This is a genomic window from Sporosarcina sp. E16_3, assembly GCF_017347125.1.
Lineage (GTDB): Bacteria > Bacillota > Bacilli > Bacillales_A > Planococcaceae > Sporosarcina.
Genome location: NZ_JADPRX010000003.1, coordinates 75,126 through 90,908, shown reverse-complemented (window position 1 = coordinate 90,908; position 15,783 = coordinate 75,126). Strand labels below are relative to the sequence as shown.

Genomic DNA, 15,783 nt, shown 5'->3' with positions numbered 1-15,783 from the left:
AATGACAATGAGTGATCCGATCGCAGACATGCTTACACGCATCCGTAACGCCAATATGGTTCGTCACGAGAAGCTTGAAGTACCTGCTTCAAACATGAAAAAAGAAATTGCAGAAATCTTGAAACGTGAAGGTTTCGTACGCGATGTTGAATATGTAGAAGATAACAAACAAGGTATCATCCGCATTTTCCTTAAATATGGTCAAGATAACGAGCGTGTTATTACTGGTCTTAAGCGTATTTCAAAACCAGGTCTTCGTGTTTATGCTAAAACTAGCGAAGTACCTAAAGTTTTGAACGGTCTTGGTATAGCCCTCGTTTCTACATCAAATGGTGTACTTACAGACAAAGAAGCGCGTGCTAAACAAGTAGGCGGAGAAGTAGTAGCTTACGTCTGGTAATTCGTAACAAATGAATGGAGGTGCAATTGAATGTCCCGTATTGGCAAAAAGCCGATTGAGGTACCTGAAAACGTGACTGTTACTATCGCAGAAGGTAACTTCATTACAGTTAAAGGTCCTAAAGGCGAACTTACAAACACATTTAACAAGGATATTAAAATCGAACAGGAGAACAACGTGATCACTTTGATCCGTCCTTCTGAATCGAAAGAACACCGTTCTATTCATGGAACGACTCGTTCACTTATCAACAATATGGTGGTTGGTGTTTCTCAAGGTTTCGAACGCAAACTTGAACTAGTCGGTGTAGGTTACCGTGCTTCACTTCAAGGTCCGAAATTAGTGTTGAACATTGGTTTCTCTCACCCAGTTGAATTTACACCAGAAGAAGGAATCGAAGTTGAGGTTCCTACTAACACTAAGATTACTGTTCGTGGTATCAACAAAGAGCGCGTTGGCGCCCTTGCATCGAACATAAGACAAGTACGACCGCCAGAGCCGTATAAAGGCAAAGGAATTCGCTACGAAGGTGAAATTGTCCGTCGTAAAGAAGGTAAAACTGGTAAATAATGCCGCTTAAGGCATCTGGAAGGAGTGATCACGATGATTACGAAAAATGATAAGAATGCTACTCGTAAGAAACGTCATGCACGTGTACGTCGTAAAATCAGCGGGACTGCAGCTCGTCCACGCCTAAACGTATTCCGTTCAAACAAGCATATCTATGCTCAGTTGATCGATGACGTGAATGCAGTAACGATTGTAAGTGCTTCTTCAATGGAAAAAGATTTCGGATCTGAATCCAAAGCAGACACTGCAGCAGCAGTAAAAGTCGGCGAGATGATCGCAAAAAAAGCTGTTGAAAAGGACGTTAAGTCAGTAGTATTTGACCGTGGCGGATACCTATTTCACGGCCGTGTGAAAGCTCTTGCAGACTCAGCACGTGAAAACGGTCTGGAATTTTAATTAAAAAGGAGGTACACATTTCATGCGTCGTAATGATCAGAATAAAAGCGAATTCGAAGAACGCGTAGTTACCATTAACCGCGTAGCTAAAGTTGTGAAAGGCGGACGTCGTTTCCGTTTCACTGCTCTCGTTGTTGTCGGAGACAAAAATGGCCGTGTTGGTTTCGGTACTGGTAAAGCACAAGAAGTTCCGGATGCAATCCGTAAAGCTATCGAAGATGCGAAGAAGAATTTGATCGTTGTGCCAATGGTCAAAGGAACAACTCCACACGAAGTTCTTGGACATTTTGGTGCAGGAAAAATCCTCATCAAACCAGCAGCTCCTGGTACTGGAGTAATTGCCGGCGGACCAGTCCGTGCGGTACTTGAACTTGCAGGCATCACTGATATCCTTTCAAAATCCCTTGGTTCAAGCACACCAATTAACATGGTTCGTGCAACAATCGAAGGATTAACAAGTTTAAAACGCGCTGAAGACGTAGCTAAGTTGCGCGGTATATCCTTGAAAGAACTGTATAGTTAAGGGGGGGAAACACAATGGCGAATAAACTTGAAGTTACCCTTACAAAAAGCGTTATCGGCTCTAAGCCTGTACAACGTAAAACTGTCGAAGCCCTTGGACTTCGCAAATTACACCAAATGGTCGAACACCAAGATAATGTTGCAATTCGCGGCATGATCAACAAAGTAGACCACCTAGTAACAGTTAAAGAACTATAATTACGATTTTTTGAATAAGGAGGTGCCAATGAGATGAAATTACACACTATGAAGCCTGCTGAAGGTTCACGTACTAAGCGTAAGCGTATTGGTCGCGGAATCGGTTCAGGTTTTGGTAAAACTTCTGGTAGAGGTCACGGTGGACAAAACTCCCGTTCGGGTGGTGGCGTACGTCTTGGATTCGAGGGTGGACAAATTCCACTTTTCCAAAGACTTCCTAAACGTGGTTTTACGAACATCAACCGTAAGGATTATGCAATCGTAAACCTAGACACACTTAATCGTTTCGACGAGGGTACTGAAGTTACGCCTGAGCTACTAATTGAATCAGGCATCGTGAGCAATGCTAAATCAGGTATTAAGATTCTGGGTAACGGAATTCTTGAGAAAAAGATCACTGTCAAAGCTCACAAATTCTCTGCTTCTGCTAAAGAAGCAATCGAGAAAGCGGGCGGACAGACCGAGGTGGTTTAATGTTCCAGACGATCGCCAATTTTATGCGAGTAAAAGATATACGGTCTAAAATCTTTTACACACTACTGGTACTCATTGTTTTCAGACTAGGAACTTTTATTCCAGTCCCAAACGTTGACGCAACTGCACTACAGCAAACTGATAACAACCTTATTGGTCTACTGAACGTGTTTGGTGGGGGTGCCCTTGCAAATTTCTCAATCCTTGCAATGGGAATCATGCCTTACATCACTGCATCTATCATCGTGCAATTATTGCAGATGGATGTCGTACCTAAATTTACTGAATGGGCGAAACAAGGAGACGTTGGAAGACGGAAACTTGCACAGTTCACAAGGTATTTCACAATAATCCTAGCCTTTATTCAAGCAATCGCAATGTCATTTGGTTTTAACCAAATGTATGGTGGTACGCTGATAAAAGACGACGGTGTTTCGACATATGTGATTATCGCGATCGTATTGACGGCAGGAACTGCATTTCTTTTATGGCTTGGTGAACAGATTACAGCAAAAGGTGTTGGGAATGGTATTTCCATAATTATCTTTGCAGGTATCGTCGCAGCAATCCCGAATGCAGTCAACCAACTTTACGCAACACAGATTCAAGATGCGGGCGACGCACTGTTTATTAAACTGGCGGTTATGGCTCTTCTACTTGTCTTGGTCATTGCGATTACTGTCGGAATTATTTATTTCCAAGAAGCACTACGGAAAATTCCGATTCAATATGCGAAACGTGTCACTGGACGAGGTCCAACGACTGCAGGCCAACAGACACACTTGCCATTGAAACTTAATGCTGCAGGGGTTATCCCGGTAATCTTTGCTTCTGCATTTTTTATTACACCACAATCAATAGCGACCTTCTTTGGCACTAACAGTGTAACAACTACAATTACAAACGTTTTCGATTATACGAAACCGATTGGAATGGTATTTTACCTGATACTGATCATTGCATTCACATACTTCTACGCATTCATCCAGGTGAATCCGGAGAATATTGCGGATAATTTGAAGAAGCAAGGCGCATATATCCCGGGCATCCGTCCAGGACAAAATACACAAAGTTACCTTACGAGCACTTTATATAGACTGACATTTGTAGGGGCGATTTTCCTCGCTACAGTGGCTGTCATGCCGATATTCTTTATCAATATCGCAAACCTTCCACAGTCTGCGCAAATTGGAGGAACAAGTTTGATCATCGTCGTCGGGGTTGCCCTTGAAACGATGAAACAACTTGAATCACAACTTGTGAAAAGGCATTATAAAGGGTTCATGAAGTAATAATCACGAAGGTTCATCTCTTCGGGATATGAATATGAATGGGAGTGCAACACGTATGAATATCGTATTAATGGGTCTGCCAGGAGCCGGTAAAGGTACACAGGCAGACAGAATTGTCGAAAAGTACGGAACCCCTCATATTTCTACAGGCGATATGTTCCGTGCTGCTATTCAAGAAGGCACGGAACTTGGAGTCAAAGCAAAATCGTTCATGGATCAGGGAGCACTTGTCCCTGATGAAGTGACAATCGGAATTGTTCGTGAAAGATTAAGCAAATCCGATTGCGATAATGGTTTTCTACTCGATGGTTTCCCGCGTACAGTTCCACAAGCTGAAGCACTTGATCAACTTTTGGCTGACATGGGTCGGAAAATTGAGCATGTTCTCAATATCCAAGTCGAAAAAGAAGAACTTATTGCGAGGCTGACAGGCCGCCGCATCTGTAAAGTTTGCGGTACATCCTATCATTTGCTTTTTAATCCTCCACAGGTTGAAGGTAAATGTGATAAGGATGGCGGAGAGCTTTATCAGCGAGCCGATGACAATCCGGAAACTGTCACGAACCGTCTGGAAGTAAATATGAACCAAACTGCACCACTCTTGGCGTTTTACGATTCCAAAGAGGTGTTGGTAAATATCGATGGACAAAAAGACATCAAAGACGTTTTCAAGGACCTGGACGTTATTCTGCAAGGAAGCGGACAATAATCCTTTTCAAACTTAGATATTATACGCTGTTTTTGGGCAGTATAGCATTGAAGTATTGAAAAACGTTTCAACGAGCTGCAAAAGCATATGATGCCCGGTATAACAACTAGATGATTTTTTGCCGTACAGGATCTGAAACAGAGTAAATGCATTTTCTTGCTTAGGTAGGTATAATGGATTTCGTGGAGAGTCCTGTATAGCGCAACTGGGAACTCATCCACGGCATTCTGGACAGTCGGGTCCATTTCGACGCGATTTTCCATAACGAGTAGTCGAGGACGGGCTTAAGGAAAACGGAATGTGGCAGACCTCTTTCGAACATCACTCATGCAATCCGGACATATGTTGAAGGAAGCTTTAAAGGCGACTGATGCCGCTCGATGGTGAGAACCTTTATTGGATATAGAAGGGAGACTGGGTTGATGGCGAAAGATGATGTAATTGAAGTTGAAGGAACCGTACTAGAAACACTGCCAAACGCAATGTTTAAAGTAGAGCTGGAAAACGGCCATACAATTCTTGCGCATGTATCAGGCAAAATTCGTATGCACTTTATCCGTATTTTACCTGGCGATAAAGTGACAATGGAACTCTCGCCTTATGATTTAACACGCGGTCGTATCACATACCGTTTCAAATAAATTTTTGTAACTCCGGAATACTGAAGGAGGTTGGGTAAGATGAAAGTTAGACCATCTGTAAAACCGATGTGCGAAAAATGTAAAATTATTCGCAGACGCGGCCGAGTAATGGTAATCTGTGAAAATCCAAAACATAAACAAAGACAAGGCTAATTCTGAAGGAGGTGCACAATATATATGGCACGTATTGCTGGTGTAGACGTTCCGCGCGATAAGCGCGTAGTCATTTCATTAACTTACATTTTCGGAATCGGAAAAACTACTGCTGAAAAAGTATTGGCGGCAGCTGGAGTATCTGAGGATGCACGGGTACGCGATCTTACTGACGCGGAGCTTGATAAAATCCGTGAACAAATGGACACGCTTAAAGTTGAAGGTGACCTTCGACGTGAAACTTCCCTTAACATCAAACGTTTGATGGAAATCGGTAGCTTCCGTGGTATCCGTCATCGTCGCGGACTACCTGTTCGTGGACAAAACACGAAAAACAACGCACGTACTCGTAAAGGTCCTAAACGGACAGTAGCGAACAAGAAAAAATAATAGGTAAAGGAGGTATCTTCTTAACATGGCACGTAAACAGCAAACTCGTAAACGTCGTGTGAAAAAGAATATTGAATCCGGTATTGCACATATCCGTTCGACGTTCAATAATACAATTGTTACAATCACTGACATGCAAGGGAACGCAATATCTTGGTCAAGTGCAGGAGCACTAGGCTTTAAGGGTTCTCGTAAATCAACTCCTTTTGCTGCACAGATGGCTGCTGAAACAGCTGCAAAAACATCTATGGAGCACGGTCTGAAAACATTGGAAGTTACTGTTAAAGGTCCAGGTGCTGGACGTGAAGCAGCAATTCGTTCATTACAGGCTGCTGGTCTTGAAGTTACTGCAATCAGAGACGTTACCCCGGTTCCACATAACGGATGCCGCCCGCCAAAACGCCGTCGTGTATAATGGCTTCTTCTCCATATGATTGAGAAACACAATTTTTGTCAACAATGATTGTGCGATTGCAATTTGCCGTCTATGAAAATCGATTTCAATATGGAACGGCCTATACATTGATGTTTTGAAGGAGGGTAAATGAATGATCGAGATTGAGAAACCGAAGATTGAAACAATTATGATCGGCGAAGACATCAAGTTCGGTAAGTTTATTATCGAACCACTCGAACGCGGATATGGAAACACGTTAGGGAACTCCCTGCGCCGCATTCTTCTATCTTCACTGCCAGGAGCTGCTGTTACATCTATTCAGATTGACGGTGTGCTTCATGAGTTCTCTACAATTGAAGGTGTCGTCGAAGACGTCGCATCAATTATTTTGAACGTAAAAAAACTGGCTCTCAAAATCTATTCAGATGAAGAGAAAGTGATTGAGATAGACGTTAAAGGCGAAGGAGTCATCACAGCTGCGGACATTACACATGATAGTGACGTAGAAGTGTTGAATCCTGAACTTCCAATCGCGACTCTTGGTAAAAACGGACACTTGCGCATGCGCATGTATGCAGTACGTGGACGTGGTTACGCACCTTCTGATCAAAACAAACGTGAGGATCTCGCAATTGGCGTTATTCCAATCGACTCTATTTACACTCCGGTTTCACGCGTTAACTTCCAAGTGGAGAACACTCGAGTTGGCCAAATGGCGAACTTCGATAAGTTAACACTTGATGTTTGGACAGATGGTAGCATCGGTCCTAAAGAAGCTGTTTCACTTGGGGCAAAAATCCTAACTGAACATCTAAATATATTTGTCGGTATGACAGATGAAGCACAAACTGCAGAAATCATGGTAGAAAAAGAGGAAGATCAGAAAGAGAAAGTACTCGAGATGACTATTGAGGAACTTGATCTTTCAGTTAGATCTTATAATTGCTTAAAACGTGCAGGCATCAATACAGTTCTTGAACTTGCTAGCAAGTCAGAGGACGAAATGATGAAAGTACGAAATCTTGGACGTAAATCACTTGAAGAAGTGAAAGCGAAATTGGACGAGCTTAACCTAGTGTTACGCACCGAAGATTGAGCGAATTTATAGAGTGAAGGAGGGAAACTTCTATGGGATACAGAAAACTTGGACGTACAAGTTCACAACGTAAAGCAATGCTACGCGACCTAGCGACAGATCTTATCGTACACGAACGTATTCAAACGACAGAAGCTCGTGCGAAAGAATTGCGTTCAGTTGTTGAGAAAATGATTACGCTTGGTAAACGTGGAGACTTGCATGCACGTCGTCAAGTTGCACAATTCATCCGTCGCGAACTGGTTACAGTGACAGACGGTGAAGGCAACGAGAATGAAATCTACGCAATCCAGAAACTTTTTGATAATGTTGCTCCACGCTACACTGAGCGTCAGGGTGGATATACACGTATCATGAAAATGGGACCTCGTCGCGGCGACGGAGCACCTGTCGTTGTAATCGAACTCGTTTAAAAATTAAAGCCTCCGGTGGATGCCACCGATTTTGAATTGAGCACGCTCTATTCAAAGTTTGGGCGCAATTTCGTCGAGGTGTAATTGATTAAGTCTTCAAAGGGTGTGTCTGGCGTACCCAGAGCCGCACCCTTTTTTTAAAAATTTATACGACAACTTTAAAAGCTGAGTGTTATGATCGTCGGTTAATACCGCACTGGTCTAGCTCTACGCACCTCATCCGCGGTACCGGATTGAGCACCTGGTACCAGTCATAGATATGAGCGCATTTCTTCGGATGAGGTGCGCGCTTTTTTTTATCCAAAAATAATGTCCAGACTTTTCAATGTATAAGTAAATATAAGTTTTCTACTTAATATGATATCTAGGCTCCAGGCGCCAACCTATTGGGTCATAAGCCGTTTTGCTGTGGGGGCTGAATTACACCTCCTCGCAAATCGTCTTATGCCTATCGGGGCTGAACGGCGCCTTGCGCTTTTCTAAAAAGGATTCCTTGGCAATTTGCAGGGGATCCTTCGTGGTATACATAATGCGAATGTAGCTGGAGGTGGTAGGCGATGAAGGAAATTCTGTCGATGGATAATGTGTCTTATTCTTATGACTCTGAGGACGAGGTAGCAAAGAAAGCAGTCGATGGCGTGTCGTTTACGGTACAAGAAGACGAATGGATTGCTATTGTTGGCCATAATGGTTCCGGTAAGTCGACACTTGCAAAATTGATGATTGGACTCTTGTTCCCGGAAGAAGGGAACGTTAATGTGTTTATTGAAAAACTGACCGAGGACAATATATGGGAAATTCGTTCACAAATGGGTTTTGTTTTTCAAAATCCAGATAATCAGTTTGTTGGTTCGACAGTTCAAGATGATGTTGCATTTGCGCTAGAGAACAGTGGAGTACCCTTCGAAGAAATGGTGACTCGCGTTAATGATGCACTTGCACAGGTAAAGATGAGTGATTTCCTCGACCAGGAGCCTCACCATCTCTCGGGCGGACAAAAGCAACGAGTTGCAATAGCTGGAGCGCTCGCTTTACATCCTAAGCTTCTTATTATGGATGAGGCGACGTCGATGCTTGATCCACAGGGACGTAATGAAGTCATTCACTTAGTTGAAGAATTAAAGCGTAAGACGGGCCTCACTGTCATTTCGATTACACATGATTTGGAAGAGGCGCTGTTGGCAGATCGTATTATTGTCATGAACAAAGGGAAAGTTCTGACGGTTGGTACGCCGGAGCAGATATTTGCTCGGGGAAATGAACTTGAGGAAATTGGTTTGGACTTGCCATTCGCTTTAAGAGTTTCCAGTTTGTTACGGGAAAATGGGATGGAGCTTGTTGGTGAGCATATGACGGAAGAAGAGTTGGTGAATGAATTATGGACATCTCACTTCAGCAAGTAGGGTATTTGTATGGTAAAGATACTCCTTTTGAGAAAAGGGCATTGCAGGGTGTGGATGCAACGATACGTTCCGGCTCTTATTCTGCAATTATTGGACATACCGGATCAGGAAAATCGACACTTCTTATGCATCTGAATGGTTTGTTAAAGCCTTCAGAAGGTATTGTAAAAATCGGAGATACAACGATTACTGCAGGCACGAAAGCGAAAGGACTAAAAGAGGTCCGAAGGCATGTAGGTATCGTTTTTCAGTTTCCGGAGCATCAGCTTTTTGAAGAGACTGTTGAAAAAGATATTATGTTCGGTCCTATGAACTTTGGTGTACCTGAAGAAGAGGCAAGGAGACGGGCACATCGACTGATAGAATTGCTGGGACTACCTCCAGAGGTTGCCCAGCAGTCACCTTTCGACCTTTCAGGAGGGCAGATGCGACGGGTTGCGATTGCGGGTGTTCTTGCGTTTAAACCGTCTGTACTCGTTTTGGACGAGCCGACAGCGGGACTTGATCCGCGAGGGCGGCTTGAAATTATGGAGCTTTTCAATCGTCTTCATGTAGAAGAAAAACTGACGACAATTCTTGTGACACATAGTATGGAGGATGCTGCACGTTATGCGGATAATATTATCGTTATGCATAATGGCAGTTCCGTCATGTCCGGTACGCCGCAGGAAGTGTTTGCTGATGAAAAGAAGCTGACGTCCTTTAGATTAGGCCTACCACGCTCGGTGAAGTTTCAACGTGACGTAGAGAAATTAATTGGTCGTCCTCTTCAGGGGTTGGCATTAACGGAAGCTCAGCTTGCGAAGGCAATTGCATTTGCCGCTAAGGAAGAAGGTGGCCGTTAATGTTGGAAAAGATGATTTTTGGACGTTATATTCCTGGCAATTCATTTGTCCACAAGCTCGACCCTCGTTCGAAGCTGTCATTTGTTTTTCTTTTCATTATTGGAGTATTCCTAGCAAATAATACAATAACCTATGCTGTGTTGTTAGGATTTACGTTACTCGTTATCTTAAGTTCAAGGATTCGGTTGTATTTTTTGTTTAACGGATTAAAACCAATACTATTCTTGATTATTTTCACGCTGCTCATGCATATCTTTTTTACCAAAGAAGGAGCACTTCTTGTTGATTGGAAGTTCATTAAGATATATGAGGAAGGGGTAAGGCAAGGGATTTTCATTTCCATTCGTTTTCTTGTATTGGTTTTGCTGACGTCTATCTTGACGTTGACGACATCGCCGATTTCAATTACGGATGGGATGGAAGACTTGCTGGGGCCCTTCAAGCGATTGAAATTGCCTGTTCATGAGCTTGCGCTAATGATGTCAATTTCCCTACGCTTCATTCCCACTTTGATGGATGAAACGGATAAGATATTGAAGGCGCAATTGGCGAGGGGTTCGGACATTAGTACCGGCTCCATTAAGCAACGAATTCGTGCAGTGATTCCTTTGCTCGTACCTCTCTTTGTGAGTGCGTTCAAACGCGCCGAAGACCTTGCAGTCGCCATGGAGGTCCGTGGCTATCGCGGAGGTGAGGGGAGGACAAGGTACAGACAGCTGAAGTGGCATTGGCGTGATACCACGATAATGGTATTGCTTGCCGCTTTGGTTGTCGTCCTTTTCCTGCTTAGGGCATAGGAGGTAAATACACATGCAACGTGTTAAAGCGACAGTGTCATATGATGGTACTCTTTTTTCTGGTTACCAGATACAGCCGGGTATGCGAACGGTGCAATTGGAAATTGATAAAGCGTTAGTGAAGATGCATAAAAATAACGGGGTTTTTTCGGTCGCAAGCGGCAGGACGGATTCGGGTGTTCACGCAAATGGCCAAGTGATTCACTTTGATACGCCACTGAACTTGCCGATAGATCGATGGAAGCTCGCGTTGAACGTTCTTTTGCCTACAGATATCCGGTTGGTTGAAGTTGAATATGTTAGCGAAGATTTCCATGCTCGTTATTCTGCTACTGGCAAGACGTATGTCTATAAGTGGTCCTATAACGAAGTGCATAGTCCGTTTGAGCGTAATTTTTCCGTTCATCTTGGCAGGTCGCACCCCGATATTCAGGCGATGAAAGAAGCTGCTGCCTATTTAATTGGGACGCATGATTTCACCAGTTTCTGTTCATCAAAAACTGCTACTTCCAATAAAGTCAGAACGGTGAGGCTGCTGACACTCGAAAAAAAAGGCGATCATCTCATCATGACAATTGAAGGAAACGGCTTTTTATATAATATGGTTAGAAGCATTGCAGGTATGCTTCTTGTTGTGGGAAACGGCTGGAAAACACCGGCAGACGTCAAGCAAATACTTGAATCTTGCAGTCGTAAAGCGAACGTCAAAACCGCGCCATCACACGGTTTGTATCTAGAAGAAGTGAGCTACAGGGACTGAGGCAACTTTTCCTGGCGTATTTAGAGGAATCGCTTGACTTAATGTGGGATTCAGTATAAGATGAGTAATGGTATTTCAATAACCCCACAAATAAGCCCCGGAAGGTAAACTTGTGTTTAGGGATAGAGAAAACGGGAACTAATAAAGATTCATTTAGGAGGATAAAATTATGCGTACAACATTCATGGCTAAAGGTCACGAAGTAGAGCGTAAATGGCTCGTTGTCGACGCTGAAGGACAGACGCTTGGTCGTCTTGCTTCTGAAGTTGCATCACTTTTGCGCGGCAAACATAAACCAACGTTCACACCTCACGTTGATACAGGTGACCACGTCATCATCATCAATGCAGAGAAAATTCATCTTACAGGTAACAAATTGAAAGACAAAATTTACTACCGTCACTCAGGTTACACGGGCAGCATGAAACAACGTACGGCTCTTGAAATGCGTACAAACTTCCCAACAAAAATGCTTGAACTTGCAATTAAAGGAATGCTTCCGAAAGGTCCTTTAGGCCGTCAAACATACAGAAAACTTAACGTATACGCTGGACCGGATCACCCGCACGCAGCACAACAACCAGAAGTATTCGTACTTCGCGGTTAATTAAAGAGGAGGAAACAACTTGGCACAAGTACAATATCTCGGCACAGGCCGTCGTAAAAGCTCAGTAGCTCGTGTACGTCTAGTTCCTGGAGATGGCACAATTATCATCAACAAACGCGACGTAGAAGACTACGTACCATTCGCGACACTTCGCGAAATCATCAAACAACCACTTGTAATTACAGAAACTCTTGGAAGCTACGATATCCTTGTAAACGTTGATGGCGGTGGATACACTGGACAAGCAGGAGCAATCCGTCACGGAGTTGCACGTGCTCTACTTCAAGTAGACCCAGATTTCCGCGCAGCACTTAAATCAGCTGGACTTCTTACTCGTGATGCAAGAATGAAAGAACGTAAAAAACCAGGTCTTAAAGGCGCACGTCGTGCACCACAGTTCTCAAAACGTTAATCTTCCATTCAAGAAAAGCCCTTCTCCATTCGTGGAAAAGGGCTTTTTTGTGTTAAAGTATAGATGTAGAAATAGTGGGAGGATGATTTGATATGAAAGAAATCTCAACTACCGAATTACAAGAGCGGTTGGAAAAGGGCGAGCAGCTTAACCTGGTCGACGTGCGTGAGGCAGATGAAGTAGCGGCGGGGATGATCCCAGGTGCAATTCACATCCCTCTAGGCGACGTACCGGTGCGTATGAGCGAACTTGACAGCTCTAAGTCATATATACTCATCTGTCGCTCAAGCGGCCGTAGCGGACGTGCACAAGAGTTCCTTGCGGATGAGGGCTATGATGTAACAAACATGGTAGGCGGCATGCTTGAATGGGAAGGCGCTACTGAATAAGTACTTTGAAAAGGAACCTTGCGGGGTTCTTTTTTTATTTTTCGAATGAGGGAAGTGTTGTTAAGTTTCGGAGGGACGTTATTTAGTTCCGTGAAAGCGTTGCGAACTATCAGGGAGATGTTGTTAAGTTCGATGCATGTTAGGAAGTTTTGCCGTTACGTTGTTTGGTTTCTGTAAAACGTTGCTTAGTTTCATGAAAGTGTTGCGAACAATTGCCGAAACATTGTTTAGTCCAGCAAAAATAGTATCGACTTTCATCTCTGTTAAAAGTAGGACATATCTGCCGCCGCCTCTGCGTATAGTGAAGGAAAAAGGCGGTGTCCATATGAAGCGGTGGTTTGTGATCTGTTTATTATTTGTATGTTCTCTTGGAGTTGTCATGTATGGCGTTAAGGCTTCGTCAGATCGGAATTTTTTCATGCCCGCAGAGCTTGGCGGCGTGAAGATACTTATCGATCCGGGACATGGGGGACTGGATGGAGGCGCTTCATCCAATGATGTCGTAGAACGTGATATTACACTAAGCATTGCCCATGAACTCAGGAAGCGACTTGAAAAGAAAGGGGCGACAGTTATCATGACACGGACGAAAGATGGCGACGCGCTGGCTGAACATGCCCCGACTGAGAAGTTTAGAACGATCCGGGAGCGTAAAATGGCTGATTTGAAATTGAGGGAGGACATCGCAATAAATGAAAAACCTGATATGTTCATCAGTGTTCATGTTAATGCGATACCGGAAGAAAGATGGCGCGGTTCCCAAGTGTTTTATCACCCCGGCGGAGATCCTAATGGTGAATTTTTGGCAAAAGCAATTCAAGAATCATTCCGAACTAATTTAAAAAATACGGAACGAGTGGCGATGGCGATTAAGGGCGTTTATTTATTGAAAAAAGTACCGACTCCAGCCGTTCTTGTTGAAACTGGTTTTCTTTCAAACAATGAAGAAAGAGGCCTTCTGATTGATCCTGCTTATCAGGGGAAAGTGGCTGATGCGATCATGGAAGGAATCGTTGACTTTCATACTGCAGAAGAAAATTGAAAGGCTTATTGAGATTTGCATGTAGCTTATTATGGTATACTTGGAGGTGAATGAATAAACCTCCAAGGGGTGTCTACGTTGATGAATGAAGAAGCAGTACGTGAATTATTGGGACAGCTGAAGGATCCGTTTTTACATAAAACGCTTGCGGAGACGAGTGGAATTACAGGCGTAACAATCAAGCCTGAGAAAAAACACGTAAGCGTGAAGCTGGCCATCGCTAAAATTAATACAGCTGAACAGATGGGTCTTCAAACTCAAGTGGTCGATACATTGAAAGGGGCAGGTGCTGAATCTGTCGGTATCCGTTTCGAAGAATTATCGGCAGAAGTACTGGAACAGTTCCGTGGAAAAGTGACGGAATCAGAAGCACAAGACTTGTTGTCACCGCTGAATGACGTTGAATTTATTTCAATTGCGTCCGGTAAAGGTGGCGTTGGTAAATCGACAGTGTCGGTCAATCTTGCTGTAGCGCTTGCGCGTCTAGGGAAAAAGGTTGGTTTAATTGACGCCGATATCTATGGCTTTAGTGTACCTGACATGATGGGCGTAACTGACTTGCCAGTTGTTCGTGGTGACCGGATTATTCCAGTTGAACGTCTAGGCGTAAAAGTTATATCTATGGGCTTCTTCGTTGAGGATAACGCACCGGTTGTATGGCGCGGGCCAATGCTTGGGAAAGCACTTGACCAATTCTTCCGTGACGTTGAGTGGGGAGATCTTGACTACCTATTCCTCGACTTGCCACCGGGTACAGGGGATGTTGCGCTCGATATCCACCAGATGATTCCGACTTCTAAAGAAATCGTTGTAACAACTCCGCATCCGACAGCTGCATTTGTTGCTGCGCGTGCTGGAGCAATGGCACTTCAGACGGATCATGAATTGCTTGGGGTTATTGAAAATATGTCTTGGTTCGAATCAAAAACGTCAGGTGAACGTGAATTCGTATTCGGTCAAGGTGGCGGCGTAAAACTAGCTGAGGAACTTCGTACAGAGTTACTTGGTCAAATACCACTAGGCCAGCCAGATTGGGATGAAGAAGATTTTGCTCCTTCTGTCTATGCGGAAGATCATCCTATCGGAAAAATTTACATGGGTATTGCGGAAAATATCATTAAAAAAACATCGAAATAATAACTATTTAAAAAGGTGGAGAAGGCTATTTGCCTTCTCCGCCTTTACCTTTCTCCGGTTTAGCAGCTTCACTACCCCCGCTATCTACTGGTTTCAGTTCACCAGCCTTCAAAATAAGTTCTTGCCATTTCGTTTGCAACAAAGGACTGTTAATGGTTTCTTCAACAACTTTTTCAAGATGTTTTTTCATATTCGCTGACTGTGTAACAGTTTCCAGCTGTTTTAACATGTCGGGCTGGGAGAAAAACTCTTCTAACTGTTTTTGGAATGACGGATCATCCATCAGTTGTTTCATGATATCCTGCTGCTGTTCCTTCATGCTTTTCGCTATGGATTCAGTAAACTTTGGATCCTCGAACGATTTCTTCCAAAAGTCTTCTCCTTTTTTAGAAAGGAGGGTTTCTTCGACGGATTTCTTTACTTCCGGTTGTTCTAGAATAAGTAGTTTCTTGAATTCCGGATCCGCGAACATTTGCCGAATTGCTTTTTTACCATCCTCCGACTGAAGCGCGTCGGTCATCATTTTTTTCGTTTCGTCGTATGTTGGAGCAGTCTGCTGCATGCTGCATCCCGTCAATAAAAGAGCTGAAAACAGGAATAGACCAATTCTTTTTTTCATTGAAATCAAATTCCCTTCCACAAGCATTTTCATTTATTGTTCACAATACGGCGCAGAATATGCATGAATCGTTTAATGAAATAGATTTTTAAGCAAAACGTTGTTACACTATTGAAAGGAA

The 15,783-nt window shown here is 43.5% G+C and carries 24 protein-coding genes; 23 read left to right on the top strand and 1 reads right to left on the bottom strand.

Annotation, left to right across the window (positions count from 1 at the left end):
- Nucleotide 1 precedes the first annotated feature (1 nt).
- The 23 genes from rpsH to I2483_RS04035 all read left to right on the top strand — a co-directional run bounded on the left by rpsH (nucleotide 2) and on the right by I2483_RS04035 (nucleotide 15,043).
- Complete coding sequence (gene rpsH / locus I2483_RS04145) at nucleotides 2-400, top strand: 30S ribosomal protein S8 (RefSeq protein ID WP_186671442.1); 399 nt, start codon at nucleotides 2-4, stop codon at nucleotides 398-400.
- Nucleotides 401-430: 30 nt separating this feature from the next.
- Nucleotides 431-970, top strand: a complete 540-nt coding sequence (rplF, locus tag I2483_RS04140) for a 50S ribosomal protein L6 (protein WP_186671443.1) — start codon at nucleotides 431-433, stop codon at nucleotides 968-970.
- Nucleotides 971-1,003: 33 nt separating this feature from the next.
- A complete protein-coding gene (gene rplR, locus I2483_RS04135) occupies nucleotides 1,004-1,366 on the top strand; it encodes a 50S ribosomal protein L18 (RefSeq protein ID WP_186671444.1) in 363 nt (120 codons plus the stop codon).
- A gap of 22 nt (nucleotides 1,367-1,388) precedes the next feature.
- Nucleotides 1,389-1,889: a 30S ribosomal protein S5 gene (rpsE, locus tag I2483_RS04130; protein ID WP_186671445.1), complete on the top strand. Its 501-nt coding sequence runs from the start codon at nucleotides 1,389-1,391 to the stop codon at nucleotides 1,887-1,889.
- A 14-nt stretch (nucleotides 1,890-1,903) separates the two neighbouring features.
- Nucleotides 1,904-2,086, top strand: a complete 183-nt coding sequence (gene rpmD / locus I2483_RS04125; RefSeq protein ID WP_186671446.1) for a 50S ribosomal protein L30 — start codon at nucleotides 1,904-1,906, stop codon at nucleotides 2,084-2,086.
- A gap of 33 nt (nucleotides 2,087-2,119) precedes the next feature.
- On the top strand, nucleotides 2,120-2,560 hold the full coding sequence (gene rplO / locus I2483_RS04120) for a 50S ribosomal protein L15 (RefSeq protein WP_179392975.1): 441 nt from the start codon (nucleotides 2,120-2,122) through the stop codon (nucleotides 2,558-2,560).
- Nucleotides 2,560-3,852, top strand: coding sequence for a preprotein translocase subunit SecY (gene secY / locus I2483_RS04115; RefSeq protein WP_207174062.1), 1,293 nt, complete (start codon nucleotides 2,560-2,562; stop codon nucleotides 3,850-3,852). The genes rplO and secY overlap by 1 nt, the downstream gene beginning before the upstream one ends.
- A 55-nt stretch (nucleotides 3,853-3,907) precedes the next feature.
- A complete protein-coding gene (locus I2483_RS04110) occupies nucleotides 3,908-4,561 on the top strand; it encodes an adenylate kinase (protein WP_186671448.1) in 654 nt (217 codons plus the stop codon).
- 422 nt (nucleotides 4,562-4,983) lie between these two features.
- Complete coding sequence (infA, locus tag I2483_RS04105; RefSeq protein WP_067204804.1) at nucleotides 4,984-5,202, top strand: translation initiation factor IF-1; 219 nt, start codon at nucleotides 4,984-4,986, stop codon at nucleotides 5,200-5,202.
- 39 nt (nucleotides 5,203-5,241) lie between these two features.
- On the top strand, nucleotides 5,242-5,355 hold the full coding sequence (gene rpmJ, locus I2483_RS04100) for a 50S ribosomal protein L36 (protein WP_067204807.1): 114 nt from the start codon (nucleotides 5,242-5,244) through the stop codon (nucleotides 5,353-5,355).
- A gap of 24 nt (nucleotides 5,356-5,379) precedes the next feature.
- The gene (rpsM, locus tag I2483_RS04095; protein ID WP_186671449.1) at nucleotides 5,380-5,745 is read left to right on the top strand and encodes a 30S ribosomal protein S13; all 366 of its coding nucleotides are present in this window, start codon (nucleotides 5,380-5,382) and stop codon (nucleotides 5,743-5,745) included.
- 25 nt (nucleotides 5,746-5,770) lie between these two features.
- The gene (gene rpsK, locus I2483_RS04090; protein ID WP_186671450.1) at nucleotides 5,771-6,160 is read left to right on the top strand and encodes a 30S ribosomal protein S11; all 390 of its coding nucleotides are present in this window, start codon (nucleotides 5,771-5,773) and stop codon (nucleotides 6,158-6,160) included.
- A gap of 133 nt (nucleotides 6,161-6,293) precedes the next feature.
- Complete coding sequence (locus I2483_RS04085; RefSeq protein WP_186671451.1) at nucleotides 6,294-7,238, top strand: DNA-directed RNA polymerase subunit alpha; 945 nt, start codon at nucleotides 6,294-6,296, stop codon at nucleotides 7,236-7,238.
- 32 nt (nucleotides 7,239-7,270) lie between these two features.
- Nucleotides 7,271-7,651, top strand: coding sequence for a 50S ribosomal protein L17 (rplQ, locus tag I2483_RS04080; RefSeq protein ID WP_186671452.1), 381 nt, complete (start codon nucleotides 7,271-7,273; stop codon nucleotides 7,649-7,651).
- Nucleotides 7,652-8,208: 557 nt separating this feature from the next.
- On the top strand, nucleotides 8,209-9,054 hold the full coding sequence (locus tag I2483_RS04075; protein ID WP_186671453.1) for an energy-coupling factor ABC transporter ATP-binding protein: 846 nt from the start codon (nucleotides 8,209-8,211) through the stop codon (nucleotides 9,052-9,054).
- A complete protein-coding gene (locus I2483_RS04070) occupies nucleotides 9,030-9,899 on the top strand; it encodes an energy-coupling factor ABC transporter ATP-binding protein (protein ID WP_186671454.1) in 870 nt (289 codons plus the stop codon). Before I2483_RS04075 ends, I2483_RS04070 begins: the two co-directional genes overlap by 25 nt.
- Nucleotides 9,899-10,696 carry an energy-coupling factor transporter transmembrane component T family protein gene (locus I2483_RS04065; RefSeq protein ID WP_186671455.1) on the top strand — a complete coding sequence of 266 codons (798 nt, stop codon included), beginning with the start codon at nucleotides 9,899-9,901 and terminating at the stop codon, nucleotides 10,694-10,696. The genes I2483_RS04070 and I2483_RS04065 overlap by 1 nt, the downstream gene beginning before the upstream one ends.
- A 13-nt stretch (nucleotides 10,697-10,709) precedes the next feature.
- Nucleotides 10,710-11,456 (top strand): tRNA pseudouridine(38-40) synthase TruA, encoded by a 747-nt coding sequence (gene truA / locus I2483_RS04060; protein ID WP_207174061.1) that lies wholly within the window; start codon nucleotides 10,710-10,712, stop codon nucleotides 11,454-11,456.
- A gap of 169 nt (nucleotides 11,457-11,625) precedes the next feature.
- The gene (gene rplM / locus I2483_RS04055; protein ID WP_067204834.1) at nucleotides 11,626-12,063 is read left to right on the top strand and encodes a 50S ribosomal protein L13; all 438 of its coding nucleotides are present in this window, start codon (nucleotides 11,626-11,628) and stop codon (nucleotides 12,061-12,063) included.
- Nucleotides 12,064-12,082: 19 nt separating this feature from the next.
- Nucleotides 12,083-12,475 carry a 30S ribosomal protein S9 gene (gene rpsI, locus I2483_RS04050; protein WP_186671457.1) on the top strand — a complete coding sequence of 131 codons (393 nt, stop codon included), beginning with the start codon at nucleotides 12,083-12,085 and terminating at the stop codon, nucleotides 12,473-12,475.
- A gap of 92 nt (nucleotides 12,476-12,567) precedes the next feature.
- Nucleotides 12,568-12,864, top strand: coding sequence for a rhodanese-like domain-containing protein (locus I2483_RS04045; RefSeq protein WP_207174060.1), 297 nt, complete (start codon nucleotides 12,568-12,570; stop codon nucleotides 12,862-12,864).
- A 325-nt stretch (nucleotides 12,865-13,189) separates the two neighbouring features.
- Nucleotides 13,190-13,906, top strand: coding sequence for an N-acetylmuramoyl-L-alanine amidase (locus tag I2483_RS04040; protein ID WP_207174059.1), 717 nt, complete (start codon nucleotides 13,190-13,192; stop codon nucleotides 13,904-13,906).
- 81 nt (nucleotides 13,907-13,987) lie between these two features.
- Entirely contained in the window at nucleotides 13,988-15,043 is a 1,056-nt protein-coding gene (locus I2483_RS04035) for an Mrp/NBP35 family ATP-binding protein (RefSeq protein ID WP_481886314.1), read from the top strand.
- Nucleotides 15,044-15,068: 25 nt separating this feature from the next.
- On the opposite strand, the gene gerD is transcribed toward I2483_RS04035, so the two are convergent.
- Nucleotides 15,069-15,662 (bottom strand): spore germination lipoprotein GerD, encoded by a 594-nt coding sequence (gene gerD / locus I2483_RS04030; protein ID WP_207174057.1) that lies wholly within the window; start codon nucleotides 15,660-15,662, stop codon nucleotides 15,069-15,071.
- Nucleotides 15,663-15,783: the final 121 nt, after the last annotated feature.

Coding starts and splice junctions, on each gene's coding strand:
- rpmJ (WP_067204807.1), top strand. CDS start 5,242: ATGAAAGTTAGACCATCTGTAAAACCGATGTGCGAAAAATGTAAAATT.
- rpsE (WP_186671445.1), top strand. CDS start 1,389: ATGCGTCGTAATGATCAGAATAAAAGCGAATTCGAAGAACGCGTAGTT.
- I2483_RS04035 (WP_481886314.1), top strand. CDS start 13,988: ATGAATGAAGAAGCAGTACGTGAATTATTGGGACAGCTGAAGGATCCG.
- rplM (WP_067204834.1), top strand. CDS start 11,626: ATGCGTACAACATTCATGGCTAAAGGTCACGAAGTAGAGCGTAAATGG.
- I2483_RS04075 (WP_186671453.1), top strand. CDS start 8,209: ATGAAGGAAATTCTGTCGATGGATAATGTGTCTTATTCTTATGACTCT.
- rplQ (WP_186671452.1), top strand. CDS start 7,271: ATGGGATACAGAAAACTTGGACGTACAAGTTCACAACGTAAAGCAATG.
- rplF (WP_186671443.1), top strand. CDS start 431: ATGTCCCGTATTGGCAAAAAGCCGATTGAGGTACCTGAAAACGTGACT.
- I2483_RS04065 (WP_186671455.1), top strand. CDS start 9,899: ATGTTGGAAAAGATGATTTTTGGACGTTATATTCCTGGCAATTCATTT.
- rpsH (WP_186671442.1), top strand. CDS start 2: ATGACAATGAGTGATCCGATCGCAGACATGCTTACACGCATCCGTAAC.
- rpsK (WP_186671450.1), top strand. CDS start 5,771: ATGGCACGTAAACAGCAAACTCGTAAACGTCGTGTGAAAAAGAATATT.
- truA (WP_207174061.1), top strand. CDS start 10,710: ATGCAACGTGTTAAAGCGACAGTGTCATATGATGGTACTCTTTTTTCT.
- gerD (WP_207174057.1), bottom strand. CDS start 15,662: ATGAAAAAAAGAATTGGTCTATTCCTGTTTTCAGCTCTTTTATTGACG.
- I2483_RS04070 (WP_186671454.1), top strand. CDS start 9,030: ATGGACATCTCACTTCAGCAAGTAGGGTATTTGTATGGTAAAGATACT.
- rplR (WP_186671444.1), top strand. CDS start 1,004: ATGATTACGAAAAATGATAAGAATGCTACTCGTAAGAAACGTCATGCA.
- rpmD (WP_186671446.1), top strand. CDS start 1,904: ATGGCGAATAAACTTGAAGTTACCCTTACAAAAAGCGTTATCGGCTCT.
- secY (WP_207174062.1), top strand. CDS start 2,560: ATGTTCCAGACGATCGCCAATTTTATGCGAGTAAAAGATATACGGTCT.
- infA (WP_067204804.1), top strand. CDS start 4,984: ATGGCGAAAGATGATGTAATTGAAGTTGAAGGAACCGTACTAGAAACA.
- I2483_RS04085 (WP_186671451.1), top strand. CDS start 6,294: ATGATCGAGATTGAGAAACCGAAGATTGAAACAATTATGATCGGCGAA.
- I2483_RS04040 (WP_207174059.1), top strand. CDS start 13,190: ATGAAGCGGTGGTTTGTGATCTGTTTATTATTTGTATGTTCTCTTGGA.
- rplO (WP_179392975.1), top strand. CDS start 2,120: ATGAAATTACACACTATGAAGCCTGCTGAAGGTTCACGTACTAAGCGT.
- I2483_RS04110 (WP_186671448.1), top strand. CDS start 3,908: ATGAATATCGTATTAATGGGTCTGCCAGGAGCCGGTAAAGGTACACAG.
- rpsM (WP_186671449.1), top strand. CDS start 5,380: ATGGCACGTATTGCTGGTGTAGACGTTCCGCGCGATAAGCGCGTAGTC.
- I2483_RS04045 (WP_207174060.1), top strand. CDS start 12,568: ATGAAAGAAATCTCAACTACCGAATTACAAGAGCGGTTGGAAAAGGGC.